The sequence below is a fragment of the Escherichia sp. KTE172 genome, assembly GCF_000408845.1.
GTDB classification, from domain to species: Bacteria; Pseudomonadota; Gammaproteobacteria; order Enterobacterales; family Enterobacteriaceae; genus Escherichia; species Escherichia coli.
Genome location: NZ_KE137316.1, coordinates 2652435 through 2676808, shown reverse-complemented (window position 1 = coordinate 2676808; position 24374 = coordinate 2652435). Strand labels below are relative to the sequence as shown.

Below are 24374 nucleotides of genomic sequence, written 5' to 3'. Positions count from 1 at the left end.
ATCAGTCACCTAAATATTGAATGGTGATGTGGTATTTAAAGACATGCTGTTCAATGCTGATTGGCACGCGTTTTCCCTGGCGATTCAGATAGGTGATTTCCGTGACCAGTTTGCCGCTGGCGTTACGCAGTTCGCGTTTGTCACCGTTGTCGCGAAGCGTCCATCCAGCGGGGAGTTGCGGTTGCCAGGCGCTAATCGGCCAGTGGCTAAGCATCACGTCAGCCAGCACCTGACTTGCGGGCGGCAACTGTGGGACGACGATGGATTGCTCGGCGCGTAGCCCTTGCGCATCGTAGGTCACCAGAAACAGACGAATGCCGACCGACGACAGCCCGGCAAGGGTGATTTTCTGGTCGTCGGCGTTAAGCATCACTAGCAGAGACTGGGTTTTGCCGTTGAAGCTGCCGCTCAATAGTTGCTGGGAATTAACGGCGGGCGAAATCCCTGGTGCCGGCAGCGTGATGCGCGTGCCAGGTTGCAGCCACGCCTGTGGGCGACCTTCCTGTTCCGGTTGCGAGTGGCTACAGCCGGTGAGGATAAGCGTAGCGGTCAGGGCGAACGCTCGCCAGAATGTGGGTTTGATCATTTTTTTGTTCTCTTTTTATCGGGCATAGCCAGCGGCGAAAGCAGGAAGGCGGTGAAAATACCGCTCACCAGCACAATGCCAAAACTGCTGATGGCCTGGGTGGCGCTGAATACCAGCATTCCCAGCGCCAGCAAGGTGGTGAGCATTGCCAGCGTGATCGCCAGTAGGGAAGTTAACGGTGTACCGCGCGGATTACTGAAAAACAGCGTGTAATTGATGCCGATGCCAAGCACCAGCACCAGCGCCAGTAGCGAAAAGAGATTCACCGCCTGCCCGCTCATCGCCAGCACTGCCAGACCGCAGCCCAGCGAAAGTACCGAAGGCACCAGGCTGATAAGCCCTTTGCGCCAGCCGAGGCGGGCCACTGCGCCGCAGGCAATCACCGCCAGCGCCACCAGCAACAAACCGGTTAAGACGTAGCGGTAAAGTGCGAACAACTCATCAAAGGTGCTTTTGCGATCAACCCAGGCAATGCCGCCAGGGTAATCGCTGGCGATTTCCTGCAACAACGCGCTACTTTTAACCCCTTCAACCGGCACCAGTACGCCGCTTTCGCCGTTTTTCAGCGTCAGCCACAGCAGACGCCAGCCTTCACTGGCGGGGCTTGCCAGCCATTCATCGACCTTCACTGGCATGGCGTTGAGATCCGGATTCACTGCCGCCAGCCCGGCATTTTGCAGTGCTTTTGTTACTGTCGGGGCAGCCGTTTTCAGCAGATGTAAATCTTCCTCCTGCCGCGCCAGGGAGTTCAGCGGAATGGTGCGGTAGTTGCTGATAAGCCCCTCTTTTTTCGCATTCTCCAGCGAGGCGGTAAATTTCTCCAGCCGCCGCAATGTTTGCTGTGGAGAGTCGCCGTAAACTACAAACCATTTTTGATCGACGCTTTGTCCGGTCAGGGCGGTAATGGCTTTCTCCTGGGCCAGAATATGCTGCGGTAGCGCCTGTAACTGCGAGATATCGTCGTCGACGCGCAGCATTGACATCCCCGCCAGCGAAAACAGCGCCAGCGCGACGGGCAGACCCAGCGACAGTTTTTTATTACGCCGCCACGCAGCCAGCCAGCGCAGCATCAGCGCCATCGCCGGAACCGGACGCACCGGCAGGCCACGGCACAGCCACGGATGCCAGAACAGGACGGTCAGACAGGAGGCGCTCAACCCGACGGCGGCAAAAATCGCCATCTGGCGAATGCCGGGGAAGGGGGCGAGCATCATAATCAGATACGCCGCCACGGTGGTGAGCAGCGCCAGCAGCAGGGCATTGCGCACTTTCGCCAGGCTTTGCCACGGCGAAACGTCATTGCCGTGCACCATCCGCTCGGTGAGGTAATAGAGCGTGTAGTCAGCGGAAATGCCGATAACGCTCATGCTCATCACCAGCGTCATCAGGTGTAATTCGCCGAAAATCAACAAGGTGGCGACCGTTCCCGCCAGCGCGCCGATGCCGATGGAAATCACGCAAAGCAGCAATGGGCGTAAAGAGCGGAACACCGCCACAATCAGTAATATCACCCCCAGCAGCGTTGCCACGCCCAGGTTGGAGATATCCTGCTTCGCCTGTTGGCTGGCGTAATCGCTGTAAAACACCGTGCCGCGCGAGAGCAACTGCGCCTGCGGGTAACGCGTTTTCAGATCCTTTTCCAGCGTATTCAGGGTCGTGATGAGCTGGTGGGTTTGCTGCATATCAAACGACGATCCCGCCAGTTCGCCGTGCAGCAGATACCAGTAGTTGCCCTGGGGATCCTGCGTCACCAGCCAGCCGTCCATCAGCCGCAAACGCTGGCCGTTTTTCGCCATCGCCAGCTGCGAGCCACGCATTAACATCAGCGGATCGTTTTGCAGCTCCTTACCGCTTACCCCGGAGAACGCAGAATAAAGCTGGGAGAGGATCCACTGCGCCTGCGCTTCGCCGCCGTTTTGCAGGCGCGCGCGGGTGTCGGGGTCAACCAGGCCGTTGCGGTGCTGCCAGAAAAACGCTCCCCACGCCTGCTGGCTGGCGGCATCCATTGGCCCTTTAACGTCGCCGAGCGCAGCGGATTTTTGCAGCAGCGTCAGCCACTCCTGAGCCACCCTGGGATTAGCCTCTTTACCGGGGCTGACCAGCCACACCAGTTGGCGGTCCAGACGCTGCATAAAGCCGTCATTCAGCGCTGGAGGAATATCGCCCATCGCCTGTTTGGGTAACATAGCCAGCACGCTACTGTTCAGTCGTGATTGCGGCAACAGGATCAGCAACGCCGCCGCCATGACCAGGCAGACGATCCCCCATAACAGCGCCGGGCGTTTACTGGGCGGCAAAACGTTGGCGTTCGTCATCGGTCAGTTGCGCTGGCGTCAGTTGATGTTGGGTAAGAGCGATATCGGTGCGATCGCCCTGTTTATCATTAAGCTGAATGCTCTCCAGATAGGTTTGCCCGGCGAGATCGATGGTGTTGAAAATTTTATCCAGCGGCGTGGTGGTCGGCGTCAGGCGCAGTGTCCAGCGGCCTTCGCCTTTGTCAGCAAATTCGACGCGGAAATTTTGTTCCAGCACTTTGCGATCGGCCTGGAACAGCGCGCGCAGCAGGTGGTTAAACTGGAACATCTGCGGGTTATTTTCTGCCGTGATGATTTGCGGCGGCTGACCGTTGATCACCTGCACCATGCGTTTATCGTCCAGCAATAGTTGCATGGGAAATGGTGAGGTTTGATCCCACAACAGCCCCTGGTCGCGGGCGATCAACATCTGGCCCTGAGATCGTAGCGGCTGCGGCAGATCTTTAATCGTCCGGGTTTGATCGAAATGAGCGCGGATCACCGGCTGTTCGGTAAAGCGTTGCTGAAGATCGTCCAGGTTCAGGGCGCTCACAAACGGGCTAATCAGCAGCGCCAGCAGTGGTAAAAATTTCATGGTTTGACTCCCATGCGTTCAAACAAAATATCGGGGCTGACAAAGCACAGTTCGCGGCTTTGCTCGTCGACCGCGACCTGAATGGTGTATCCGGTGGTGGCGCGTTTGCCCGTTTCGGCATCGAAAATCTGATAGCCAATCCGCAGACGGTTTTCGAACTCTTCGATATGTGCACGCACGCGGATGCGTTGCTCAAAGGTGAGGGCGTGGCGATATTTCACCCGCGCATCGACCACTGGCCACAAATAACCGGACTCTTTCATCTGCCGATAGCCGTAATTGAACTGGTTGAGCAGCGCCTCGCGGGCCACTTCAAAGTAGCGAAAATAGTTACCGTGCCAGGCCACGCCCATCATATCGACGTCGTGAAAGGGAATGGTCAGCTCGACTTCAGCGGTAAATCGGGGATCGTTAAGCACCCTTTACTCCTTGTCCTGGACTTCCGGCAGTTGCCAGAAATCGAAAAAATTAAACCAGTCGAGGGGCGACTGGAGCGCGTAATGTTCCAGACGCGCGGCGTAATGATCGATAGCGTTTTGCAGCGCCTGCTGGCGTTCGCCACGCGGCAACAGCAGCGGGTCGGCAAAGGTTTCGCAGTGAATATGCAGCTTGCCGTGCTGGCGCAGGGCGAAAATCAGATTCACCGGGCAGCGCAAAATAGACGCAAGAATAAACGGCCCCTGTGGGAAAGGCGCAGGCTGGCCCATAAACGGACTCCAGCAGACGCGCCAGTCGCCGCCGCGTTGCGGGTTGACGGCGATGCGGTCACCGACAATCGCCACCCATTCGCCGTTATCCAGCTTCTCTTTCAGCAGGATGGCGGTTTCCGGGCCGATATCTGTTACCGGGAGCAGGTTGATGCCTGCCTGCGGGGCCATCTCCTGCATTATCTGTTTAAAGCGTTGGGCGTTTTCGCTAAACACCAGCGCGTTAATGGTTTTGTAGCCCTGAATTTTTGCCAGCGCCCGGCACACTTCCACATCGCCAAGATGCGAGGCCAGCAGCAATTTGCCGCGCGGATCGCTGACGTTAAGTGCCGCTTCTGCGCCTGGTGCAAACAGCACATCACGCCCGAGTTGCAGCTCGCCGCGCCAGCTGGCGATTTTGTCGAGCATGGCGTTGCCGAAACGTAGAAAATGCTGATAGCTGTTGAGTTTTGCTGCCTGTGGTTGTTGTTGGCGCACACGGGCGAGCCAGTCTTGCGACGCTTTACGTGCACGAGCAGCGGTGAGCCAGTAGACGCCCACCACCGGGTAAAGCAGCGCGGTAAACGCAGTTCTTCCCAGCAGACGCCAGACCAGCAGCATCAGGCGCATTCCCCATAACCCTTTCACTTCGCTCTGCCGCGCCCAGTGGCTGGAAGAGTGGCGCATCAGCAGTGAAGGAATACGCGGCAACATGCCGAAAAACAGACGTGTGTGCATCAGCGAGATGCGGACGTTATCTTTCAGGGCATCAAAATGCGAAAGCCCGTCCAGCGGATAGGTGACGCGGGTCGGCACGAAATAACTGGTATTTCCCTGCCAGTAGAGGCGCACCATCACTTCGGTGTCAAAATCCATCCGCTTGCCGATGGTAGCGTATTTTGCCAGTTGCAGCGTTGGCGCAACCGGATAAACGCGAAAGCCGCACATACTGTCTTTCAGTTGCAGGGAGAGCGTTTCGATCCATACCCACACGTGGGTGACCCAGCGCCCGTACAGCCGTGAGCGGGGGATGGAGTCATCGTAAATCGGCTGGCCGGAGATCAGCGCCGCAGGCTGCTGTTCAGCGAGTGCCAGCAGTTTAGGGATGTCTTCAATCGCGTGCTGACCGTCAGCATCCACCTGCACCGCATGGCTGAAGCCCGCGTCTGCCGCTGCCTGTAAGCCACGCATCACTGCCGCGCCTTTGCCTGCGTTTTCTGCCAGGCGAATTAAGGTCACGCCAGGCTGTTCGGCAACCAGATTATCCAGTTGCTGTTGCGTGGCGGCATCGCTGCCGTCATCCACTACAATACAGGGCAGATTAAATGGCTTAAGACGCGCCAGCACGCCCGGCATCATCGCGCCGTGGTTGTAGCAGGGGATCAACACGCAGGGAGAAAAGTTTACCGACATAGGCGGATCTTCCCGCTACTGGCGGTGTGGCGGGCGTCACCGTCGTGACGCTGATAGCTAAAGCTCAGAATCTGGCGTTCTTCCTGCCAGTTAAGCGTGAGCGTGACGCGGTTGTCCGGCAGCAACGGGGACTGGAATTTGATGTTCTGAATAGAGTGAAAACGCCAGCCAGGCGCGAGCAGAGTGAGCGCGTAGCTCATCGCCCAGTCGATTTGTGCAACTCCTGGGAGTAACGGCTGCACGGCAAAATGGCCGCGAAACCAGAACAGATCTGCCCTGAGATGCAAAACAATCTCAAGGTGATTCGCTTGTGCCTGATGGCGCTCGATTTCATGGGGCTTCATGAAATAACTCCTGTAATTGCGCATAGACACGCTTGTTCATACTGTTTACTGGCATTTCATCAATAACGCGCCAGTAACGCGGAATAGCAACTGGCTCCAGCGTCGGGCGCAGTAATCGCCGCCAGGTCATTTCCTGGCTATGCCCGCCGCCGTTCTGCCATTGCAGGCGAGCTTCGTCATCCAGCACCAGCAAAACGCCGATGCTCTGACGCCCGCCGCGCGTAACGGGAACTGCCGCCGCCTCGCGAATGCCGTCCAGCGCCAGCAGACGTTGTTCTACTTCCTGCAGAGAAATACGTTTTTCTTCAATCTTAACGATGCGCCCACGACGCCCCATCAGATGGAACTGACCGTCCTGGCTAAACTGCAAGAGATCATCGAGTAACAGGCCGTTATCTTCCGCTATCAGCGGTGAAAAGAGACGAAATGCTTCACCTTCGGCCTGGAAGTGCATACCTGGAAAGGGCAGCCAGCGGCGTTGCTCTTGTTCGCGGTAACGCCAGGCAATGACGCCGGTTTCCGTGCTGCCGTAGATTTCATCAGGCCAGACGCGCAGCCAGCTCGCGGTGTGTTTTACGTCCTGCCACGGCAGCTCACCGCCAGCAGAGAGAAGCACCTGAACGGGCGGCGGAGAAAGCTGGGTATCCAGCCGTTTCAAAAATGCCGGGCTGCTGATGAAGATATAGCGATGCTGGTGACTCAATGCGGCAAACTGTTCGACATACCAGAGCATGGCGGCGTGCAGCGGTAATCCCAGCGCCATTGGCAGGAAAACGCGAAAAGTCAGGCCGTACAGATGCTGCGGCAATACGGAACCGACGACACGACATCCGGCAAGACGTGCGCCTAATCGTTCAGCCAGCAGTTCTGCTTCACGGTCCAGCAAATGAACAGGTTTAATTACCCGCTTTGGCTGCCCCGTAGAACCGGAGGTAAATAGCTCGATATAAGCGTCTGGCGCTATAGCGGCAAAGGTGAATGATTGTGTCGCGACTTGTGGGGAACTTGCTACCAACAGCAATGAACCTTGCCAGTTAAGATCGCTGTCGCTAAGTACACCATCGAACAGTTCACGTTGTTCATTAAGCTGGATGACACGGTTATGCCCCGGAAGCACCGGCGTTTTTCCGGCGTGTAGCGTGGCAAGCAGGGCAACGATAAACAAATAACTGTTCTCAAAGCACAGCGCCCAGCGTTCACCCGGCTGTTGCTGCAAGCGGCAGATAAGTTGCGCGACATCGTGACGCAAATCGCCCAGTGTCCACGAGCTTTCGTCCAGCCACGCAATGGGCGTGTCATCAGGGCGTGGCGCAGTCAGCCAGCGTGCAAGCGGTAAGGTCTGCTTCATGAGCGATCTCTTTTTATCACCTGACGGCGCACCAGCCATTCACCTGCCATTAACGTTCCCATCAAAAAATAAGCAATCATGCCGTTCCAGGCGGTCCATAACGACATATCGCCATAAAGCGCGGTAAAGAGGGCAATTCCGCCGTTAATGATGAAAAAGCCGCACCAGATTTGCGTGACACGGCGGGTATAGCGCACGCCCTTTTCCGGGAGGTCTGGCTCCTGCAAACGTGCCAGCCGCTCAACTATCGGCATTGTCGACCACAGCGAACCGCCAAAAACCGCCAGCATGATCGCGTTAACCACTACCGGGTAAAACAGCAGTAGCTGGTGCGTTTTCAACAGAAAGCTGGCGACACACAATGCGATGCCCACGACAGCGACGATTTGTGTGACGGCTTGTAGCGGCCCCGCCCGGCGACGGGTCTGGCGCAGGCGCAACAATAGCAGCAACGCTATTAGCGGCAACAACCAGTGCAGGCCGTTATGCGCCAGGCCAAACCAAATCACAAACGGCCAGGCGAGCAGCAATAATCCAGTCAGCAGCTTAATCATCGGTAGCGAGCGAATGCCCGACATCAGATCAGGCTTCTTGTAGCAGGCGTTCTACAGCCTCTACGACATCCTGAACTGTGCGCACTGCTTTAAACTCTTCCGGCTTGATTTTCTTACCGGTTTTCTTTTGCAGGTGCACAATCATGTCAACGGCGTCGATGCTGTCCAGTTCCAGATCTTCGTACAGGCGCGCTTCAGGTTTGATGTCCTGCGGATCGATTTCAAACAGCTTAACCAGCAGGGCTGAGACTTCCTGATAGACGGTTTGTTGTTCTGTCATGATGGCTTTCCTCAGGCGCGTTGCGCAGCAATGAAAGAGGCCAGAGTGGCGACGGAGAAAAAGTGCTGACGCATCTCTTCGCTTTCGGCTGAGAGCACCACGCCGTACTCATTTTTTACTGCCAGTCCCAGTTCCAGGGCATCGATGGAATCCAGTCCTAAACCGTCGCCGAACAGCGGCGCATCGGTCTCGATATCATCAGGAGTCAACTCGTCCAGATTGAGGGTGCTGATGATGAGGTTTTTAATTTCCAGATAAAGCGCTTGCATTATTTATTCCTGAGAGAGGTAAACAACCTTGTTGTAATAGAAGCAAAAGATGCCGGTTTAACTGCCTTGCTGCCAGCGCCGGTTCTTGTGAAGTTGCATCGTAAAATTTATTGATTTCAACCCGACCATGGACTTCAACCGTAAAAAACGGCCGGTCAGGTGGAACGTCATACCATTTACTTTGTTTATCCAGCAGATGCTCGCTACAGCCGATCGTCACGATGCGTAAATCGCTGGCACAGCGCACGGCAATATTCGCCGCCCCGCGCTGCAGCGTCATTTTTTCACCGGGCTTCGTTCGCGTGCCTTCGGGGAAAATCAGGATAGTGTCACCCTGTGCCAGTCGCTGTTGGCAGCGGGGTAACAGGGTTTCAGCTTCGCTGTTGATTAAATAATCTGCCGCCCGCACGACGCCGCCAAGAAAAGGATTTTTTAACAGCGCGCTTTTCACCAGGCAGTCAGTTTCTGGCATGACTGACGCCAGCAGCACGTAATCGATCAGCGTGGGATGATTGGCTACGACGAGGCAACCGCGTTCCTGACGTAAAATTTCAGCGCCATCAATACGATAATCCAGCACGCCAAGCCCTTTCGCGACAGTTAAAAACAGGCGAAAACTGGCGGCAATGCTGCGACGCGCCAAACGACGGCGGCGGGAAGTATCCCACACCAAAACTAACAATATGTTAAACCACACGACAGAAAGCAGCAGGCCGCCGAGACCAAACAGGGCAAAACATAACCCGGTCATGACCAGTCGCCAGGTCCACTCCAGACGTGACATCAGCTTACTCATCTGCGGCTCCAGCGCCATTGCACGCGCTCGCCAGGCAGTGAAAATGCGTCTGCATTTTGTAAATAATGCTGTAAAAACAACATGCTTTGCGGCAGTGATGTTTCATTGCCCGCAATGGCTGACTGCGTTTCACATTGCCAGTCATCGCCAGATTCAATCACCAGCGCGACGGCGTACGGCCAGGTCGGCATTTCTGATGGCAGTTGTGGGTGATAAAACTCGGGCAGAAAACCGTCAAAATCGACCATCAACACGCGCTGGTATCCCGCTTGTAACAGGCTAAGCACTTCACACAAACCTTGCTGGAAAGTGTCGCGACCAGCAGAAAGCGATGACGAAACTATCGGCTGTTTGGCCGCAATGGTCAGGTTACCCACGGAAGAGTTGTGTACGGAGAGCGCGAAGTCGGTCGGAGAAAGCGCCTGTTCGGTTGCCAGTGCATGAACAATGCGGTAATTGCGCTCCAGTTCGCCATGACGACTGGTATACAAAACGGCGTCTGGCTGATGGCGGCGTAGCATTGCCAGACCGCATTCAACAGCCAGTTTGCTGCCTGAACTAAGGCGGCGGGCGGTCATCATTGGCAGTTCACTTAATTTTGCCAACGGCGCGGCAGGGTCAATCGCCCACGGCTGGCGCGACCATGCTTGCCATTGCTGCGCTTCGCTAAGTCCAGGCGCCAGTGCCTGCCAGTCGGTAATATTTAATGTAAATTTCATCAACGCGCGCCCGCGGTAAACCAAAATTATTAAGTGACGATTATTTCTTTTGGCATATCAAAAGTGTATGCCCAACGCCTAAATTATCGTGGCGCTCTGCTACCTGGAATCCTGCTTTATTCAGATAGTCGTAAAATTTCTCTGCACTATAGAAACGGCTGTTACCGTTTGCCATGCAGGTAAAATAAAGTGAGGACGCGTTCAGGCTAAATGATGCTGCTTCAAACCGCTGCGCATCCCAGAACAACTCCATGATGCAAACTTTTGCGCCAGGCTTCATTACGCTGGCGATTTTGCTGAGTATGCTAATTATTTGTTCGGGTGAAAAACAGTCTAAAAATTGGCTCATCCACCAGATATCAGCCTCGCCCGGTAATGGGGCATCGCTTAGCATATCCACCGCATGGAAATCTATGCGATCAGAAAAACCTGCATTCGCGATATTTTCTTTCGCTAGTACGATTTGTTGTGGCAGATCTAATAACGTCACGGCGATGTTTTCATTGTATTTGCAGCAACGCAAAGCCCACTTACCCGTATTGCCGCCTACATCGTACAATGTTGTGGGGTTGTTGGCGAATACATAAGGCAGTGCGGCGTTAAATGCGCCATCTGAATAGTAATGATCAAACGCAAACCAGCTTTCACGAGCGGCGTCTGGTAATTGTGAAAGTGCCGGATATATCGTCGACCAGTCGCCAAATACTTTTAACCCGGACGGTTTTCCTTCATTGAGTGAATCGGCGAGGAAGAAGAGCCCCTGGTAACAGACATCCTGGGTGAAATCCATATTCACGCGAGTCATAGTGTCATGCAGGAGGTAATGACCGATTTTCGCCAGGTAATACATTCCCTCTTTACAGGTAATAATTCGCCCGCTTAAGCCCATATCTAACAGAACGCTGGCCGCATATTCGTTGATATGGCTATGTTCGGTGATATCAGCCAGCGTTGCGCCATGTTTGCCTTGCCGATCCAGATATGAAAGTACACCCGCATTACGTAGGCAGAGTGCTGTTTGAAAAAGCATAGGGGCAAAGGCAATGCGTTGAGCTTCGGTAATCGCATCCAGTGCGCTAAGAGAATCCTGTTCGTACATGTTGGGCACAACCTGTTAAGAGGGAATTAAATTATTATCGGACCGCAGCGGCCCGACTTTAGGAAGAATTATAAATCTGCGCCCGCTGACAAATTCAGTTGAATATCTTTGTCGAGATTGCGGACCCAGCGATTGTAGTTTTTATGAATTTGTCCGCCTGACGCTTGTAGGTTCTGGCTATTTTCATAATTGATATCGTAGCTGGATGCCGTGTAGTTAATGCGAATTTCGGCTGAATGATCGCGTGACTGTTGACGTGCTTTAATTACGCCTTGTCCGGCTTCGGACATAATCCATTTGCGTTCAACGCCAGCTTTCAGAATCGCTTTTTTCACTTGTTCCTGGGTATGACCAGCGCTGACGGTTGAGTGAACCTGATCAATTGGCGCAGTACGCGCGCAACCCGCTAAAGCACCCACAACAGCAATAGCCGCAAACCATTTCATGTAATGTCTCATTAGAACCCCATTAAAGTATTGTTTTTACGAGTAAAGCAAGATTTAACTGTAATTGCTGGCATCACTATTCTTTATTTAGCGAAAAAATTACTTGTGAGATAAGTCAGTAAGTGCACATCAGAGTAAAAATTTCTGAAATGACTAAATTACTGCCAGCGGGGACCAACTATAAGTGAGTGAGAAAAATGAGGCAATAAAAATAACACAATGTTATCAGTGCATTCTTTGAGAAGGATTTAATCGCTATTCGGCGTTTATATATATTTGACTTAAGGAATGGTTTTTATAAATTAATTGTCTGAATAATGTTTCTTCATTTCCTCAAATCAAATGGCCACTGTTAGATAAACGGTGGCCATTGCCTGCTCAGGAGGTGCTATTAACCCGGTAATCGACTTTTCGGTCTGCCCGGTCCCAGTAAAATCGCCAGTTTGCTACCGCCTTTGGTGGTTTCCATCCAGATTTTACACACGCTGGTTAATGGTACCGAAAGTAGCATCCCTACCGGGCCGAGCAGCCATCCCCAAATTAACAATGAAAGAAATACCACCATGGTGGACATCCCCAGGCGATGGCCCATCATCCGTGGTTCTAAAATATTGCCGATGACCATATGGACCACTAAAAACAATGCGCCGACCAGAATACATTCGTAAACGCCATTAAACAGCAGCACCTGAATCATTGGCGGTACGGCGGAAATTACCGCGCCGATATTGGGCACGTAGTTGAGCAAAAACGCCAGTACTGCCCACATCAGCGCAAACTGTACGCCCATTAGCGCCAGCCCCAGCCAGACGATTACGCCTGTCCATAAACTTAGCAGCGTCTTTAACGCCAGATAATGCGAAACACCTTTTAAGGCGCGGTGTAGTCCGGCGATGTGAATCTGTGGATTATTCAACGCAAAACGCATTTTGTAAGGGACGTGGCGCACTTCAAACAGCATGAAAACTACGGTCATCACCAGCAAAAGCACGCTCGCCATTGCCCCGGAAAGCCCGGTCATTAGCGCCGTGGTGAAGGTAACCACTTTTTCCGAGTCCATCCGCTGCAGCATTCGCTCCGGTGACATATGCAAATTAAGAAAAGGCAACATCTCCTGCAATTTAAAAAGTTTGCGCGTTAGCTCCTTATTAAACTTCGGCAGCATAGAGATAAATTCGTTAAACGATGCCGCCAGTACGCCGACCAGCGCAGTTAGTGCGATCAGCATCACCACCACCACAATCGTAATGGCAACGGGGCGTTGTACTCCCCGACGAATAAACCAGGTGACGAGCGGGTTGAGGACGATGGCAAAAAACAGCGCCAGTAACAGCTGCACAATGATATCTGCCGCTGCGTGAATGCCCGCGAGGATCACTACCAGCGAGGCCAGCTTGAGCAGAATGTGCATGCCCGTTTTATCGGGTTGAGGGGTTTCCATTGGGGCTTCCTTGTGACTTTTTGTATTAAGTGTAGCGGGAGTCACGCCAGCAATATTCTGATTCTTACTGCTGATTTTCACGTCAGCACGTGGTAAAAATGAAACACTGTTGTAAAAATGTGGTGATCCTCATGCCCGAACCCGTAGCCGAACCCGCGCTAAACGGATTGCGCCTGAATTTGCGCATTGTCTCTATAGTCATGTTTAACTTCGCCAGCTACCTCACCATCGGGTTACCGCTCGCTGTATTACCGGGCTATGTCCATGATGTGATGGGCTTTAGCGCTTTCTGGGCAGGATTGGTTATCAGCCTGCAATATTTCGCCACCTTGCTGAGCCGTCCTCATGCCGGACGTTACGCCGATTTGCTGGGGCCCAAAAAGATTGTCGTCTTCGGTTTGTGCGGCTGCTTTTTGAGCGGTCTGGGGTATCTGACGGCAGGATTAACCGCCAGTCTGCCCGTCATCAGCCTGTTATTACTTTGCCTGGGGCGCGTCATCCTTGGGATTGGGCAAAGTTTTGCCGGAACGGGATCGACCCTGTGGGGCGTTGGCGTGGTTGGCTCGCTGCATATCGGACGGGTGATTTCGTGGAACGGCATTGTCACTTACGGGGCGATGGCGATGGGTGCGCCGTTAGGTGTCGTGTTTTATCACTGGGGCGGCTTGCAGGCGTTAGCGTTAATCATTATGGGCGTGGCGCTGGTGGCCATTTTGTTGGCGATCCCGCGTCCGACGGTAAAAGCCAGTAAAGGCAAACCGCTGCCGTTTCGCGCGGTGCTTGGGCGCGTCTGGCTGTACGGTATGGCGCTGGCACTGGCTTCCGCCGGATTTGGCGTTATTGCCACCTTTATCACGCTGTTTTATGACGCTAAAGGTTGGGACGGTGCGGCTTTCGCGCTGACGCTGTTTAGCTGTGCGTTTGTCGGTACGCGTTTGTTATTCCCTAACGGCATTAACCGTATCGGCGGCTTAAACGTAGCGATGATTTGCTTTAGCGTTGAGATAATCGGCCTGCTACTGGTTGGCGTGGCGACTATGCCGTGGATGGCGAAAATCGGCGTCTTGCTGGCGGGGGCCGGGTTTTCACTGGTGTTCCCGGCATTGGGCGTAGTGGCGGTAAAAGCGGTTCCGCAGCAAAATCAGGGGGCGGCGCTGGCAACTTACACCGTATTTATGGATTTATCGCTTGGCGTGACCGGACCACTGGCTGGGCTGGTGATGAGCTGGGCGGGCGTCCCGGTGATTTATCTGGCGGCGGCGGGACTGGTCGCAATCGCGTTATTACTGACGTGGCGATTAAAAAAACGGCCTCCGGTGGAAGTTCCTGAGGCCATCTCATCATCTTAAAACTTACTGAATAACCAGCGTATTAATGATGTTTTCTGCGGTGGTCTGTGCTTTTTGCTGATCGTCAGCTGGCAGCGTAATTTGCATGGTCAGCAGTTGATTACCCACGTTACCCAGAATAACGGAAGAGTACGCCGTCTGGCCTTTCGCGGAGATAATGCTGTCTAACTGCTGCATTTTGTGACCTTTCAGCTCAATGGCTTTATTGGTTACCACTTGCAGCTGCGGATCGCGGCTACGTTGCTGATCTTCCAGGCGCTTCGCCAGCACCGCCAGATCTTCTTTCGGATCATCGCCCATGATGACGATGACTGCTTTTTGCCCGGTGGCGTCGGACCAGACATGCATGTTATTAGCCTGCGTTCCCAGCTTACCGCTCTGGTCGGTCATATCCGCTGGCAGCGAGAAACTTAACTTGCCATCAAGCAGGTTGACGGGATTCCCGGTAGCGTTACTTTCCGCGACCGAACCCTGCGCCGTAGCGTTAGTGTCTTTATCATCACAGGCCGCAAGCCCCATAACCAGCAGGCCAATTCCGACATATTTAACCAGATTGCGCATTGACTTCTTCCTTTCGATAAACGGCCATAACGGCTCATTCATCCATCTTATCACAACTCTGATAACGAACCTTTAACTCGCCTGCAAAGCGTTGATTTCGGATTTATCTGCCAGTCTTTTCAACAGCATATTGAGTAATACGCCATACATTGGTAGGAAGAAAACGATACTGATTAACACTTTGAAACAGTAATCGACCAGCGCGATTTCCATCCAGTGTTCAGCCATAAAGGCATCCGGGCTACGCCAGAAGGCAATGAAGAAAAAGGCCAGCGTGTCGCTGACGTTACCGAACAGTGTGGAAGCCGTCGGTGCCAGCCACCAGCGGCGACTCTGACGCAGGCGGTTAAAAACGTGCACGTCGAGGATTTGCCCCAGCGCGTAGGCCATGAAACTGGCGGTGGCGATACGGGCGACAAACAGGTTGAAGTGGGCGAGCGCGCCGAATCCCTGCCAGGAACCCATATAGAACAGCGACGAGATGACGTAGGAGATCAGTAACGCCGGGATCATCACCGCAAAGATGATACGACGGGCCAGCGGTGCGCCAAAAATACGCACGGTCAGGTCGGTAGCAAGGAAAATAAACGGAAAGCTAAACGCGCCCCAGGTGGTATGGAAACCAAAAATGGAGACGGGAAGCTGAACCAGATAGTTACTGGAGGTGATCACCAAAAGATGAAATAACGATAACCAGAACAACGCCTTATAGCGTTGAGTTTGCGAGAAAACGTTCATATTGTACCTTTTTGATTAACCATTGGGGTGAGGGAACCCAATACGTACGACACGTCTGTTACCTTAACATAATAACGTGCTGACCCTTTTTTCGAGCCGCCGCATGATACTGCTTTACGTTGACAATGCAATGGTTAATTTTCACGCAATCGTTAACCTGGTTTGCTTACGGACTCACAGGGCGTAAACTAGCGCCGTTTTTTTATGTGATGAGAAGAAAATGACCGATCTCTTTTCCAGCCCTGACCACACACTCGACGCGCTTGGCCTGCGCTGCCCGGAACCAGTAATGATGGTGCGCAAAACTGTGCGCAATATGCAGCCAGGTGAAACGTTGCTGATTATTGCTGACGATCCGGCGACGACCCGCGATATTCCTGGGTTTTGTACCTTTATGGAACATGAGCTGGTTGCTAAAGAGACGGATGAACTGCCTTATCGTTATTTGATTCGCAAATCGGGGTAAGGTGGATCAGGCTAGCGGACCGATCGCGCTCAATTTTGCGGCTTGCAACCGGTTTGTAGGACGGATAAAACGTTCAAGCTGCATCTGGCGATACGGTGCGCAATGCCTGATGCGACGCTGTCGCGTTTTATCATGGCTACGAGTTCGATGCCCTGTGTAGGCTGGATAAGGCGTTTACGCCGCATCCGGCAAGCAAGTGTAATGGAATGCACAAATGGATTATTTAATTCCAGTTTGTCTGGCATTGCTGGGATTACTCGCGATCTTCACCCCCAATTGGCTGATCCCTGTTTTTATCGTCGTGGGGGGATGGCTGGGGGTACTTGCCTGGGGTTGGCTCTGGCTAATGATTTTTTTACCTTTACTTAACGGTGTCGGGCTTGCTTATGCCCTGTGGTTGATGTTCAAAAGGCCATCTATAGCATCCCGCCTGGTTGCTGCATGCTGTGTTGTCTCTGTCATTCTGATGTTAGCGCTTTATTATGCTTTCCTGACTATGCCGCCGTTCCCGCCTCAGCACTAAGCCTGATAGCCAGAGGCTATCAGGCAACACTTTTACTTCCTGCGCAACAGCCTTAACGCATTCGCTGTCACCAGCACCGTCGCACCCGTATCTGCCAGCACCGCCAGCCATAGTCCGGTCATCCCTAACAGCGTGGTGACGAGGAAGATCCCTTTCAGCCCCAGCGCAATGGTGATGTTCTGGCGGATATTGGCGTGAGTGGCGCGTGCCAGTTCAATCATTTGCACCAGGCCGCGCAGGTGGTTATGGGTTAATGCTGCATCGGCGGTTTCCAGCGCCACGTCTGTGCCACTGCCCATTGCAATCCCAATGGTGGCGGCTTTCATCGCTGGCGCGTCGTTAATACCGTCACCGACCATCGCCAGCGGCGCATGTTGATTCAGCTCGGTCACCGCTTTGACTTTATCTTCCGGCAACAGGCCCGCTTTAAACTCCAGCCCCAGTTCCCCGGCAATTGCCGCCGCTGCGCGTGGATTATCGCCGGTGAGGATCACCCCTTTGACGCCCAGCGCGTTCAGTTCACTGATGGCAGTTGCAGCATCGGCGCGCAGGGTATCCTGCAATGCAATTACGCCAAGCACGTCATCGTTACGCACTACCAGCACTACCGTTTGCCCGGCGCTTTCCAGTTCATTAATCAAACCAGCAAATGCAACAGCCGGATGTTTTCCGGCAGCGCATATCAACACGCGCTCACCGTTAACCTGCGCTTCAATGCCAGACCCGACCAGCGCCCGCTGTGATTCGGCGGCGGGAATGGCGAGTTCAGCAACCTGTGCTTCGCGTACGATGGCTTGCGCCAGTGGATGCGTCGCGCCTTGCTCGACCGCCGCTGCCAGTGTCAGCAGTTCAGATTCACTAATACCCGTTGCCGGATGAATCGCGGTAACGCGCGGTTTACCGACGGTCAGCGTACCGGTTTTATCAAACGCCACCTGGGTAACACGACCTAGTTGTTCCAGCGCCGCACCGCCTTTAATCAACGCCCCACGACGCGCTGCTGCTGCCAGCCCGGAGGTTATCGCCGCAGGCGTTGAGATAACTAACGCACACGGGCAACCAATCAGCAGCAGCGTCAGCCCTTTATAAATCCACTCTTGCCAGCTGGCCGCAAACAGCAGCGGCGGCACCAGCGTTACCAGCAGGGCGACGGCCATAATCGCGGGCGTGTAGATACGGCTGAAACGGTCGATAAACCGCTCAATGGGTGCGCGACGCTCTTCGGCTTCTTCGATCAGTTTCAGAATCCGGTCAATGGCGCTGGCACCCGGTTCTGACAGCACTTCCAGCGTTACCAGACGGTCTACGCTGGTGGCTCCTGCAGGAACTTTATCACCCGTCGCGCGCTCCACCGGAATGGATTCGCCGGTCAGGGCGCTTTCATCAAAACTGGCAAACGGTGAGAGCAGTTTACCGTCGGCAGGCAAACGCCCGCCTGCGGCAACTTCAATCACATCGCCAGGGCGCAGGCTGTTAATCGCCACCTCTTCACGCTCACCGTTACGCAGGCGCGTGGCGGTTTCTGGTTTCAGTGCCATTAACGCGCTAACGCCCTGACGCGCGCGGCTGGCGGCCCAGCCTTCCAGTCGTTCACCAATCAAAAACAGCAGCAACACCATCGCAGCTTCAGCCGTTGCGCCAATAAACAGCGCACCAATAGCGGCTACGCTCATTAAGGTTTCAATAGCGAAGTAGCTGCCGGATTTGATCAGCCGTAATGCCTGACGAGCAATCGGGTACAGTCCAACCAGCGTGGTCGCGATAAACGCCAGTTGCCCGAACGGATGATTAAACTGCTCCAGTCCCCAACTTACCGCCATCATCACGATAAGCGTAATCAGCGGCAAATTCTCTTTCAGGCGTGATGCTTGCGGTTCGTCGGCGGCCTGTTCATCGCGCAGGGAATAGCCCGCTTTTTGCACCGCAGATTCAACCTGGGCACGGATGTCATTGTCGGCATCGACCACCAGTTTTTCGGTGGCGAACAACACCTGCACCTGATTCACGCCTGCAAGCTGGCGCACGGCATTTTCTACCTTGCGCGCACAGGCGGCGCAGTCCATGCCGCTGACTTTCCAGCTATAGCGGGTGCCGGAGACGTTTTCAGAGAGCGTTGGCGTGCTGGAACATGCGCCGTCGCAGCAACAGTCGTTGGCGTTCTGTGCCGTGGTTAGCGGTTTGAACGCAGCAAAGTGAGGGGCTTTCTTGCCGTGATTGTCAGGAGTCGACATGGCATCCTCCGGTTAAGTTTTTTCTCATTAACCGAAGGATACACTCTGGAGTCGACTCCAGAGTCAAGTTTTATCAGAGATACAGCGAGCGAACGATGAGGAAATGACCGGCAAAGTAGCAGGCCGCAGCAATAGCGTTGTCCGCACGGAAGCGTCGGCGATAGTGACTACCCAGCCAGACAAAGTTACTGATAAACAGCAACGAAGCGCCGACAAACGCAGAGAGCGCCGGAGCGGTCGGACGGAAGAACCACAGTTCACCTGCCAGCCACACCATCACCAGCGTCATGCCGATAAACGTGCAGATAGGCCAACGATACTCTTCCAGACGCGTCCAGATAATCGCCAGTAACAGCGCGCCCAGAACCAGCAACACCAGTGGCAGAGGCCAGAAGAAAGAGAGCGTCATCTGACTGGCGAAATAGATGGTGTACAGCAGGTGCGAGAGGAAAAACGCGCCGATGGCGTACATCAGACGTTGACGTGGCAACAGGGTTAGCGCATCGCCCAGCAGTGAGGCGCACAGCCCCGCCAGCACCAGATAGCTAATGGCGTCGAACATTGGCGCTTGCCAGGCCAGTAACAGCAGGAGAAGAAGGGTTAACGGTTTAAACACCCAGCGTTGCCAGGTTGGCCCACGATACGATGCATCCACAGATAGCCATGCGGAAAGACAGACAGCGATAAACGACCAAAGCATCTTAGTTCCTTGAATTCGTTATTTTTTCGTAAGCGGAATGCCTACGGTCTTGCTTCCAGTTTAGTGGCGAGGGTGGACGGATGACAACACCATAACTGGCAGGGTATGCTTAATTCCGCATTTTCCGATGAGGGATAAAGATGAGCAAACCACCTCTTTTCTTTATTGTTATCATTGGCTTAATCATCGTCGCCGCATCGTTTCGTTTTATGCAACAACGACGGGAAAAAGCTGATAATGATATGGCACCGCTCCAGCAAAAGCTGGTGGTGGTGAGCAACAAGCGGGAAAAACCGATTAACGATCGCCGTTCGCGCCAGCAGGAAGTGACTCCGGCAGGCACCAGTATGCGCTATGAGGCAAGCTTCAAACCGCAAAGCGGAGGAATGGAGCAGACGTTTCGCCTCGACGCCCAGCAGTACCACGCCCTGACAATGGGCGATAAAGGTACGCTGAGCTATAAAGGAACGCGCTTTGTCAGCTTTGTTGGCGAACAATAAGGTTATTTTTTAACTTTAAATTTCTTCTGCCAGACCAGCAGTTCAAACACGCCGAAAAGGAAAATCCGCACCTTTTCGGCGGTGGTCATCTGCGGGCCATCTTTCGGTAAAGTGGATTTCAATAGCGCCAGTTGCATACCATGCATCAGCACGGTAAAAATCAGCGCCACGTTAACGAAAATATTCAGCGGACGCGGGAAGGGATGCACCAGGTTGAGGATTAAAAATCCCCAAACGCAGAGCATTAACAAACGTCCAATATTAATCAACATCACTTTCTCCTTGTGCTTCGCGTTGATACAGCCGATAAGCCACCTGACCCGCCACTTTTTCCCGATGTAATGACCAGTTTGCCGGAACAGTGGGCAGACCGTTTTCGACTTCGCTTTCGACATAAATCAGGGCTTCGTCAGCCAGCCAGCCGTTATCTTCCAGTAAATTTATCGTCTCTTCTAACAAGCCACGGCGGAACGGTGGATCGACAAACACGATATTATGCGGTGTGCCTTTTTGCGCCAGGAATGACATCGCGTTGCTGTTCACCACGCGTGCATTGCCTGCTTTTAGTGTCGCCAGATTCTTAATTAACTGCTGAGAAACCGCGCGATCCATTTCAATCAATGTGGCCCCCGCAGCGTAGCGCGATAACGCTTCCAGCCCCAGCGCGCCGCTCCCGGCGAAGCAATCCAGACATTGGGCGTCAACAATGACCGGAGCCAGCCAGTTAAACAACGTTTCGCGTACGCGGTCTGTGGTGGGGCGCAGACCTGGGCTATCAGGAACCGGGAGTTTACGGCCTCGCCACTGCCCGCCAATAATGCGGATCTGGCCGCTGCCGGAATGATTCGGTTTTTTCATGATAAATTGCTCAATCCGCCAGATAACACATACTTGCAGGCGGTGATGTGAATTAAGTTAAGTGATAGACTATTTCATCATTTTTTTAGCTGCTATGTACATAGCGTTAACGCTGTGCCATGAAGCAACAGCGAGGAGTGTAGTCGCAAATGGCGAAAGAAAAAAAACGTGGCTTTTTTTCCTGGCTGGGCTTTGGTCAAAAAGAGCAGACCCCGGAAAAAGAGACAGAAGTTCAGAATGAACAACCGGTTGTAGAAGAAATCGTTCCGGCGCAAGAGCCTGCGAAGGCTTCTGAACAAGCCGTTGAAGAGCAGCCGCAGGCGCATACTGAAGCCGAGGCGGAAACTTTTGCTGCCGACGTTGTGGAAGTCACTGAACAGGTTGCTGAAAGTGAAAAAGCGCAGCCTGAAGCGGAAGTCGTTGCACAGCCGGAACCGGTCGTAGAAGAAACGCCGGAGCCAGTGGTTATCGAGCGTGAAGAGCTGCCGTTGCCGGAAGACGTCAACGCCGAAGAGGTTTCGCCAGAAGAGTGGCAGGCCGAAGCGGAAACCGTAGAGATTGTCGAAGCGGCGGAAGAAGAAGCGGCTAAAGAAGAAATCACCGACGAAGAGCTGGAAGCACAGGCGCTGGCTGCCGAAGCGGCAGAAGAGGCGGTGATGGTGGTTCCTCCGGCAGAAGAAGAGCAGCCGGTGGAAGAAATCGCTCAGGAGCAGGAAAAACCGACCAAAGAAGGTTTCTTCGCGCGCCTGAAACGCAGCCTGTTAAAAACCAAAGAAAACCTCGGTTCCGGATTTATCAGCCTGTTCCGCGGTAAAAAAATCGACGATGATCTGTTTGAAGAGCTGGAAGAGCAGCTGTTGATCGCCGATGTGGGCGTGGAAACCACACGTAAAATTATCACCAATCTGACGGAAGGCGCATCCCGCAAGCAGCTTCGTGATGCCGAGGCGCTCTATGGCCTGCTGAAAGAAGAGATGGGCGAGATTCTGGCGAAAGTCGATGAGCCGCTGAATGTTGAAGGTAAAACGCCGTTCGTGATCCTGATGGTAGGCGTCAACGGTGTGGGTAAAACCACGACGATTGGTAAGCTGGCGCGTCAGTTTGAGCAGCAGGGTAAATCGGTGATGCTGGCGGCGGGCGATACTTTCCGTGCGGCAGCGGTTGAACAGCTTCAGGTCTGGGGTCAGCGCAACAATATTCCGGTGATTGCCCAGCATACCGGTGCGGATTCCGCCTCTGTTATCTTCGACGCCATTCAGGCCGCTAAAGCGCGTAATATCGACGTCCTGATTGCCGATACCGCCGGACGCCTGCAGAACAAATCGCACCTGATGGAAGAGTTGAAGAAAATCGTCCGCGTGATGAAGAAACTCGACGTTGAAGCGCCGCATGAGGTTATGCTGACTATTGATGCCAGCACCGGGCAGAACGCGGTAAGCCAGGCCAAACTGTTTCACGAAGCCGTTGGCTTAACCGGCATCACGCTAACGAAACTGGACGGCACGGCGAAAGGCGGGGTAATTTTCTCGGTGGCTGACCAGTTTGGTATCCCTATCCGCTACATTGGTGTCGGCGAACGTATTGAGGATTTGCGTCCGTTTAAGGCGGACGACTTTATAGAGGCACTTTTTGCCCGAGAGGATTAACAATGATTCGCTTTGAACATGTCAGCAAGGCTTATCTCGGTGGGAGACAGGCGCTGCAGGGCGTTACGTTCCATATGCAGCCGGGTGAGATGGCGTTTCTGACCGGTCATTCCGGCGCAGGGAAAAGTACCCTCCTGAAGCTGATCTGTGGGATTGAGCGGCCCAGCGCCGGGAAAATCTGGTTTAGCGGCCATGACATCACGCGTCTGAAAAACCGTGAAGTTCCGTTTCTGCGCCGCCAGATTGGCATGATTTTCCAGGATCACCATCTACTGATGGACCGTACTGTCTACGATAACGTGGCGATCCCGCTGATTATCGCCGGTGCCAGCGGTGACGATATTCGTCGCCGGGTGTCGGCGGCACTGGATAAAGTCGGGCTACTGGACAAAGCGAAGAACTTTCCTATTCAGCTTTCCGGCGGTGAACAACAACGTGTTGGCATTGCCCGCGCGGTGGTGAACAAGCCCGCGGTACTGCTGGCGGACGAACCAACTGGTAACCTGGACGACGCGTTGTCGGAAGGGATTCTACGTCTGTTTGAAGAGTTTAACCGCGTTGGGGTAACCGTATTGATGGCAACGCACGACATCAACCTGATCTCGCGGCGTTCCTATCGCATGCTCACCCTGAGCGATGGTCACTTGCATGGAGGCGTGGGCCATGAATAAGCGCGATGCAATCAATCATATTCGGCAGTTTGGCGGGCGTCTGGATCGCTTCCGTAAATCGGTCGGTGGCTCTGGCGACGGCGGTCGTAACGCGCCGAAACGCGCGAAATCCTCGCCAAAACCGGTAAATCGCAAAACCAACGTTTTCAACGAACAGGTGCGCTATGCCTTCCACGGCGCATTGCAGGATCTGAAAAGCAAACCGTTCGCCACGTTTTTAACGGTGATGGTTATCGCCATCTCCCTGACGCTGCCCAGCGTCTGCTATATGGTTTACAAAAACGTTAACCAGGCGGCGACGCAGTATTATCCGTCACCGCAAATCACCGTTTATCTCCAAAAAACGCTGGACGATGATGCCGCAGCAGGCGTGGTGGCGCAGCTACAGGCCGAGCAGGGCGTGGAGAAAGTGAACTATCTTTCTCGTGAAGACGCGCTGGGCGAGTTCCGTAACTGGTCTGGTTTTGGTGGTGCGCTGGATATGCTGGAAGAAAACCCGCTTCCGGCAGTGGCGGTGGTGATCCCGAAACTCGATTTTCAGGGGACGGAATCACTGAATACGCTGCGTGATCGTATCACCCAGATCAACGGCATTGACGAAGTGCGGATGGATGACAGCTGGTTTGCCCGTCTGGCGGCGTTAACCGGGCTGGTCGGGCGCGTTTCCGCGATGATCGGCGTGTTGATGGTGGCAGCAGTGTTCCTCGTCATCGGCAACAGTGTGCGTCTGAGCATCTTTGCTCGCCGTGACTCCATTAACGTACAAAAACTGATTGGTGCGACGGATGGTTTCATCCTGCGCCCGTTCCTGTACGGAGGCGCATTGCTGGGATTTTCTGGCGCATTGCTGTCATTAATTTTGTCAGAAATTCTGGTACTGCGTTTGTCATCGGCGGTTGCAGAAGTGGCACAGGTTTTCGGAACGAAGTTTGATATCAATGGCTTATCGTTCGATGAATGCCTGCTGTTGCTGCTGGTATGCTCGATGATTGGCTGGGTGGCAGCGTGGCTTGCCACGGTACAACATTTACGCCACTTTACGCCTGAATAATAAAAGCGTGTTATACTCTTTCCCTGCAATGGGTTCCGTAGCAGGGAAAGAGACCCCGTTGTCTCTTCCCGGTATTTCATCTCTATGTCACATTTTGTGCGTAATTTATTCACAAGCTTGCATTGAACTTGTGGATAAAATCACGGTCTGATAAAACAGTGAATGATAACCTCGTTGCTCTTAAGCTCTGGCACAGTTGTTGCTACCACT

Annotated in this window: 28 protein-coding genes; 7 read left to right on the top strand and 21 right to left on the bottom strand. The window is 53.7% G+C overall.

From position 1 onward, the window contains the following. Position 1: 1 nt before the first annotated feature. The 15 genes from G434_RS11035 to G434_RS11105 all read right to left on the bottom strand — a co-directional run bounded on the left by G434_RS11035 (position 2) and on the right by G434_RS11105 (position 12870). Positions 2–586: a DUF3261 domain-containing protein gene (locus G434_RS11035; protein WP_000595147.1), complete on the bottom strand. Its 585-nt coding sequence runs from the start codon at positions 584–586 to the stop codon at positions 2–4. After that, entirely contained in the window at positions 583–2901 is a 2319-nt protein-coding gene (locus G434_RS11040; protein WP_000180184.1) for an MMPL family transporter, read from the bottom strand. Before G434_RS11040 ends, G434_RS11035 begins: the two co-directional genes overlap by 4 nt. Beyond that, positions 2870–3475 carry a LolA family protein gene (locus G434_RS11045; RefSeq protein WP_000670558.1) on the bottom strand — a complete coding sequence of 202 codons (606 nt, stop codon included), beginning with the start codon at positions 3473–3475 and terminating at the stop codon, positions 2870–2872. Before G434_RS11045 ends, G434_RS11040 begins: the two co-directional genes overlap by 32 nt. Then, positions 3472–3894, bottom strand: coding sequence for an acyl-CoA thioesterase (locus tag G434_RS11050; protein WP_000930891.1), 423 nt, complete (start codon positions 3892–3894; stop codon positions 3472–3474). Before G434_RS11050 ends, G434_RS11045 begins: the two co-directional genes overlap by 4 nt. A 3-nt stretch (positions 3895–3897) precedes the next feature. Then, positions 3898–5574 (bottom strand): glycosyltransferase family 2 protein, encoded by a 1677-nt coding sequence (locus tag G434_RS11055; protein ID WP_000115628.1) that lies wholly within the window; start codon positions 5572–5574, stop codon positions 3898–3900. After that, positions 5565–5918, bottom strand: coding sequence for a 3-hydroxyacyl-ACP dehydratase FabZ family protein (locus tag G434_RS11060; protein WP_001306337.1), 354 nt, complete (start codon positions 5916–5918; stop codon positions 5565–5567). Before G434_RS11060 ends, G434_RS11055 begins: the two co-directional genes overlap by 10 nt. Then, positions 5905–7266, bottom strand: coding sequence for an AMP-binding protein (locus G434_RS11065; protein ID WP_000815047.1), 1362 nt, complete (start codon positions 7264–7266; stop codon positions 5905–5907). The genes G434_RS11060 and G434_RS11065 overlap by 14 nt, the downstream gene beginning before the upstream one ends. Continuing rightward, complete coding sequence (locus G434_RS11070) at positions 7263–7844, bottom strand: COG4648 family protein (protein WP_000014366.1); 582 nt, start codon at positions 7842–7844, stop codon at positions 7263–7265. Before G434_RS11070 ends, G434_RS11065 begins: the two co-directional genes overlap by 4 nt. 4 nt (positions 7845–7848) lie before the next feature. After that, a complete protein-coding gene (locus G434_RS11075) occupies positions 7849–8100 on the bottom strand; it encodes an acyl carrier protein (protein WP_000139646.1) in 252 nt (83 codons plus the stop codon). Positions 8101–8111: 11 nt separating this feature from the next. Continuing rightward, entirely contained in the window at positions 8112–8369 is a 258-nt protein-coding gene (locus tag G434_RS11080; RefSeq protein ID WP_001148686.1) for a phosphopantetheine-binding protein, read from the bottom strand. After that, complete coding sequence (locus G434_RS11085) at positions 8344–9165, bottom strand: lysophospholipid acyltransferase family protein (protein WP_001309817.1); 822 nt, start codon at positions 9163–9165, stop codon at positions 8344–8346. Before G434_RS11085 ends, G434_RS11080 begins: the two co-directional genes overlap by 26 nt. Then, positions 9162–9884 carry a beta-ketoacyl synthase chain length factor gene (locus tag G434_RS11090; RefSeq protein ID WP_001306336.1) on the bottom strand — a complete coding sequence of 241 codons (723 nt, stop codon included), beginning with the start codon at positions 9882–9884 and terminating at the stop codon, positions 9162–9164. The genes G434_RS11085 and G434_RS11090 overlap by 4 nt, the downstream gene beginning before the upstream one ends. Before the next feature lie 40 nt (positions 9885–9924). Next, a complete protein-coding gene (locus G434_RS11095) occupies positions 9925–10983 on the bottom strand; it encodes a methyltransferase (RefSeq protein ID WP_000273198.1) in 1059 nt (352 codons plus the stop codon). 68 nt (positions 10984–11051) lie between these two features. Continuing rightward, on the bottom strand, positions 11052–11429 hold the full coding sequence (locus G434_RS11100; RefSeq protein ID WP_001306335.1) for a hypothetical protein: 378 nt from the start codon (positions 11427–11429) through the stop codon (positions 11052–11054). Between the two features lie 391 nt (positions 11430–11820). Next, on the bottom strand, positions 11821–12870 hold the full coding sequence (locus G434_RS11105) for an AI-2E family transporter (RefSeq protein ID WP_000449758.1): 1050 nt from the start codon (positions 12868–12870) through the stop codon (positions 11821–11823). A gap of 98 nt (positions 12871–12968) precedes the next feature. On the opposite strand from G434_RS11105, the gene G434_RS11110 reads away from it, so the two are divergent. Next, the gene (locus tag G434_RS11110) at positions 12969–14219 is read left to right on the top strand and encodes an MFS transporter (RefSeq protein WP_001322923.1); all 1251 of its coding nucleotides are present in this window, start codon (positions 12969–12971) and stop codon (positions 14217–14219) included. Between the two features lie 3 nt (positions 14220–14222). Here G434_RS11110 and dcrB read toward each other — a convergent pair whose 3' ends face one another. Then, the gene (dcrB, locus tag G434_RS11115) at positions 14223–14780 is read right to left on the bottom strand and encodes a phage sensitivity protein DcrB (RefSeq protein WP_001245295.1); all 558 of its coding nucleotides are present in this window, start codon (positions 14778–14780) and stop codon (positions 14223–14225) included. 72 nt (positions 14781–14852) lie between these two features. Beyond that, complete coding sequence (locus tag G434_RS11120) at positions 14853–15518, bottom strand: 7-cyano-7-deazaguanine/7-aminomethyl-7-deazaguanine transporter (RefSeq protein WP_001100467.1); 666 nt, start codon at positions 15516–15518, stop codon at positions 14853–14855. A gap of 220 nt (positions 15519–15738) precedes the next feature. Between G434_RS11120 and tusA the strand changes: the two genes are divergently transcribed. Together tusA and G434_RS11130 are read left to right on the top strand one after the other, a co-directional pair. Continuing rightward, entirely contained in the window at positions 15739–15984 is a 246-nt protein-coding gene (gene tusA, locus G434_RS11125) for a sulfurtransferase TusA (RefSeq protein WP_000130620.1), read from the top strand. Positions 15985–16198: 214 nt separating this feature from the next. Continuing rightward, positions 16199–16507, top strand: coding sequence for a hypothetical protein (locus G434_RS11130; protein WP_000385056.1), 309 nt, complete (start codon positions 16199–16201; stop codon positions 16505–16507). Between the two features lie 32 nt (positions 16508–16539). Here the strand turns inward: G434_RS11130 and zntA are convergent, their stop codons facing one another. Beyond that, positions 16540–18738, bottom strand: a complete 2199-nt coding sequence (gene zntA, locus G434_RS11135) for a Zn(II)/Cd(II)/Pb(II) translocating P-type ATPase ZntA (RefSeq protein ID WP_000106497.1) — start codon at positions 18736–18738, stop codon at positions 16540–16542. A gap of 73 nt (positions 18739–18811) precedes the next feature. Next, the gene (locus G434_RS11140) at positions 18812–19438 is read right to left on the bottom strand and encodes a lysoplasmalogenase (RefSeq protein WP_000964718.1); all 627 of its coding nucleotides are present in this window, start codon (positions 19436–19438) and stop codon (positions 18812–18814) included. A gap of 140 nt (positions 19439–19578) precedes the next feature. Between G434_RS11140 and G434_RS11145 the strand changes: the two genes are divergently transcribed. Continuing rightward, entirely contained in the window at positions 19579–19938 is a 360-nt protein-coding gene (locus tag G434_RS11145) for a DUF2500 domain-containing protein (RefSeq protein ID WP_000042883.1), read from the top strand. 2 nt (positions 19939–19940) lie between these two features. Here the strand turns inward: G434_RS11145 and G434_RS11150 are convergent, their stop codons facing one another. Both G434_RS11150 and rsmD read right to left on the bottom strand, forming a co-directional pair. Then, a complete protein-coding gene (locus G434_RS11150) occupies positions 19941–20210 on the bottom strand; it encodes a DUF1145 family protein (protein WP_001295207.1) in 270 nt (89 codons plus the stop codon). Further along, positions 20200–20796, bottom strand: a complete 597-nt coding sequence (gene rsmD / locus G434_RS11155; RefSeq protein WP_000743195.1) for a 16S rRNA (guanine(966)-N(2))-methyltransferase — start codon at positions 20794–20796, stop codon at positions 20200–20202. The genes G434_RS11150 and rsmD overlap by 11 nt, the downstream gene beginning before the upstream one ends. Positions 20797–20945: 149 nt before the next feature. Here rsmD and ftsY point away from each other — a divergent pair, with 149 nt between their 5' ends. From ftsY to ftsX, 3 genes are read left to right on the top strand one after another with little or no spacing between them, the layout of a single operon-like run. Continuing rightward, positions 20946–22442, top strand: a complete 1497-nt coding sequence (gene ftsY, locus G434_RS11160; RefSeq protein WP_001040619.1) for a signal recognition particle-docking protein FtsY — start codon at positions 20946–20948, stop codon at positions 22440–22442. A gap of 2 nt (positions 22443–22444) precedes the next feature. Then, positions 22445–23113, top strand: a complete 669-nt coding sequence (gene ftsE, locus G434_RS11165; RefSeq protein WP_000617723.1) for a cell division ATP-binding protein FtsE — start codon at positions 22445–22447, stop codon at positions 23111–23113. After that, positions 23106–24164: a permease-like cell division protein FtsX gene (gene ftsX / locus G434_RS11170; RefSeq protein ID WP_001042003.1), complete on the top strand. Its 1059-nt coding sequence runs from the start codon at positions 23106–23108 to the stop codon at positions 24162–24164. The genes ftsE and ftsX overlap by 8 nt, the downstream gene beginning before the upstream one ends. Positions 24165–24374 lie beyond the last annotated feature (210 nt).

Bases quoted from the DNA above. Each gene is read 5' to 3' on its own strand.
- G434_RS11080 (WP_001148686.1), bottom strand. From the start codon at position 8,369: ATGCAAGCGCTTTATCTGGAAATTAAAAACCTCATCATCAGCACCCTC.
- G434_RS11100 (WP_001306335.1), bottom strand. From the start codon at position 11,429: ATGAAATGGTTTGCGGCTATTGCTGTTGTGGGTGCTTTAGCGGGTTGC.
- ftsE (WP_000617723.1), top strand. From the start codon at position 22,445: ATGATTCGCTTTGAACATGTCAGCAAGGCTTATCTCGGTGGGAGACAG.
- G434_RS11130 (WP_000385056.1), top strand. From the start codon at position 16,199: ATGGATTATTTAATTCCAGTTTGTCTGGCATTGCTGGGATTACTCGCG.
- G434_RS11075 (WP_000139646.1), bottom strand. From the start codon at position 8,100: ATGACAGAACAACAAACCGTCTATCAGGAAGTCTCAGCCCTGCTGGTT.
- G434_RS11150 (WP_001295207.1), bottom strand. From the start codon at position 20,210: ATGTTGATTAATATTGGACGTTTGTTAATGCTCTGCGTTTGGGGATTT.
- G434_RS11035 (WP_000595147.1), bottom strand. From the start codon at position 586: ATGATCAAACCCACATTCTGGCGAGCGTTCGCCCTGACCGCTACGCTT.
- G434_RS11090 (WP_001306336.1), bottom strand. From the start codon at position 9,884: ATGAAATTTACATTAAATATTACCGACTGGCAGGCACTGGCGCCTGGA.
- G434_RS11060 (WP_001306337.1), bottom strand. From the start codon at position 5,918: ATGAAGCCCCATGAAATCGAGCGCCATCAGGCACAAGCGAATCACCTT.
- zntA (WP_000106497.1), bottom strand. From the start codon at position 18,738: ATGTCGACTCCTGACAATCACGGCAAGAAAGCCCCTCACTTTGCTGCG.
- rsmD (WP_000743195.1), bottom strand. From the start codon at position 20,796: ATGAAAAAACCGAATCATTCCGGCAGCGGCCAGATCCGCATTATTGGC.
- G434_RS11045 (WP_000670558.1), bottom strand. From the start codon at position 3,475: ATGAAATTTTTACCACTGCTGGCGCTGCTGATTAGCCCGTTTGTGAGC.
- tusA (WP_000130620.1), top strand. From the start codon at position 15,739: ATGACCGATCTCTTTTCCAGCCCTGACCACACACTCGACGCGCTTGGC.
- G434_RS11095 (WP_000273198.1), bottom strand. From the start codon at position 10,983: ATGTACGAACAGGATTCTCTTAGCGCACTGGATGCGATTACCGAAGCT.
- ftsX (WP_001042003.1), top strand. From the start codon at position 23,106: ATGAATAAGCGCGATGCAATCAATCATATTCGGCAGTTTGGCGGGCGT.
- G434_RS11085 (WP_001309817.1), bottom strand. From the start codon at position 9,165: ATGAGTAAGCTGATGTCACGTCTGGAGTGGACCTGGCGACTGGTCATG.
- G434_RS11105 (WP_000449758.1), bottom strand. From the start codon at position 12,870: ATGGAAACCCCTCAACCCGATAAAACGGGCATGCACATTCTGCTCAAG.
- G434_RS11145 (WP_000042883.1), top strand. From the start codon at position 19,579: ATGAGCAAACCACCTCTTTTCTTTATTGTTATCATTGGCTTAATCATC.
- G434_RS11140 (WP_000964718.1), bottom strand. From the start codon at position 19,438: ATGCTTTGGTCGTTTATCGCTGTCTGTCTTTCCGCATGGCTATCTGTG.
- G434_RS11040 (WP_000180184.1), bottom strand. From the start codon at position 2,901: ATGACGAACGCCAACGTTTTGCCGCCCAGTAAACGCCCGGCGCTGTTA.
- dcrB (WP_001245295.1), bottom strand. From the start codon at position 14,780: ATGCGCAATCTGGTTAAATATGTCGGAATTGGCCTGCTGGTTATGGGG.
- G434_RS11120 (WP_001100467.1), bottom strand. From the start codon at position 15,518: ATGAACGTTTTCTCGCAAACTCAACGCTATAAGGCGTTGTTCTGGTTA.
- G434_RS11070 (WP_000014366.1), bottom strand. From the start codon at position 7,844: ATGTCGGGCATTCGCTCGCTACCGATGATTAAGCTGCTGACTGGATTA.
- ftsY (WP_001040619.1), top strand. From the start codon at position 20,946: ATGGCGAAAGAAAAAAAACGTGGCTTTTTTTCCTGGCTGGGCTTTGGT.
- G434_RS11065 (WP_000815047.1), bottom strand. From the start codon at position 7,266: ATGAAGCAGACCTTACCGCTTGCACGCTGGCTGACTGCGCCACGCCCT.
- G434_RS11055 (WP_000115628.1), bottom strand. From the start codon at position 5,574: ATGTCGGTAAACTTTTCTCCCTGCGTGTTGATCCCCTGCTACAACCAC.
- G434_RS11110 (WP_001322923.1), top strand. From the start codon at position 12,969: ATGAAACACTGTTGTAAAAATGTGGTGATCCTCATGCCCGAACCCGTA.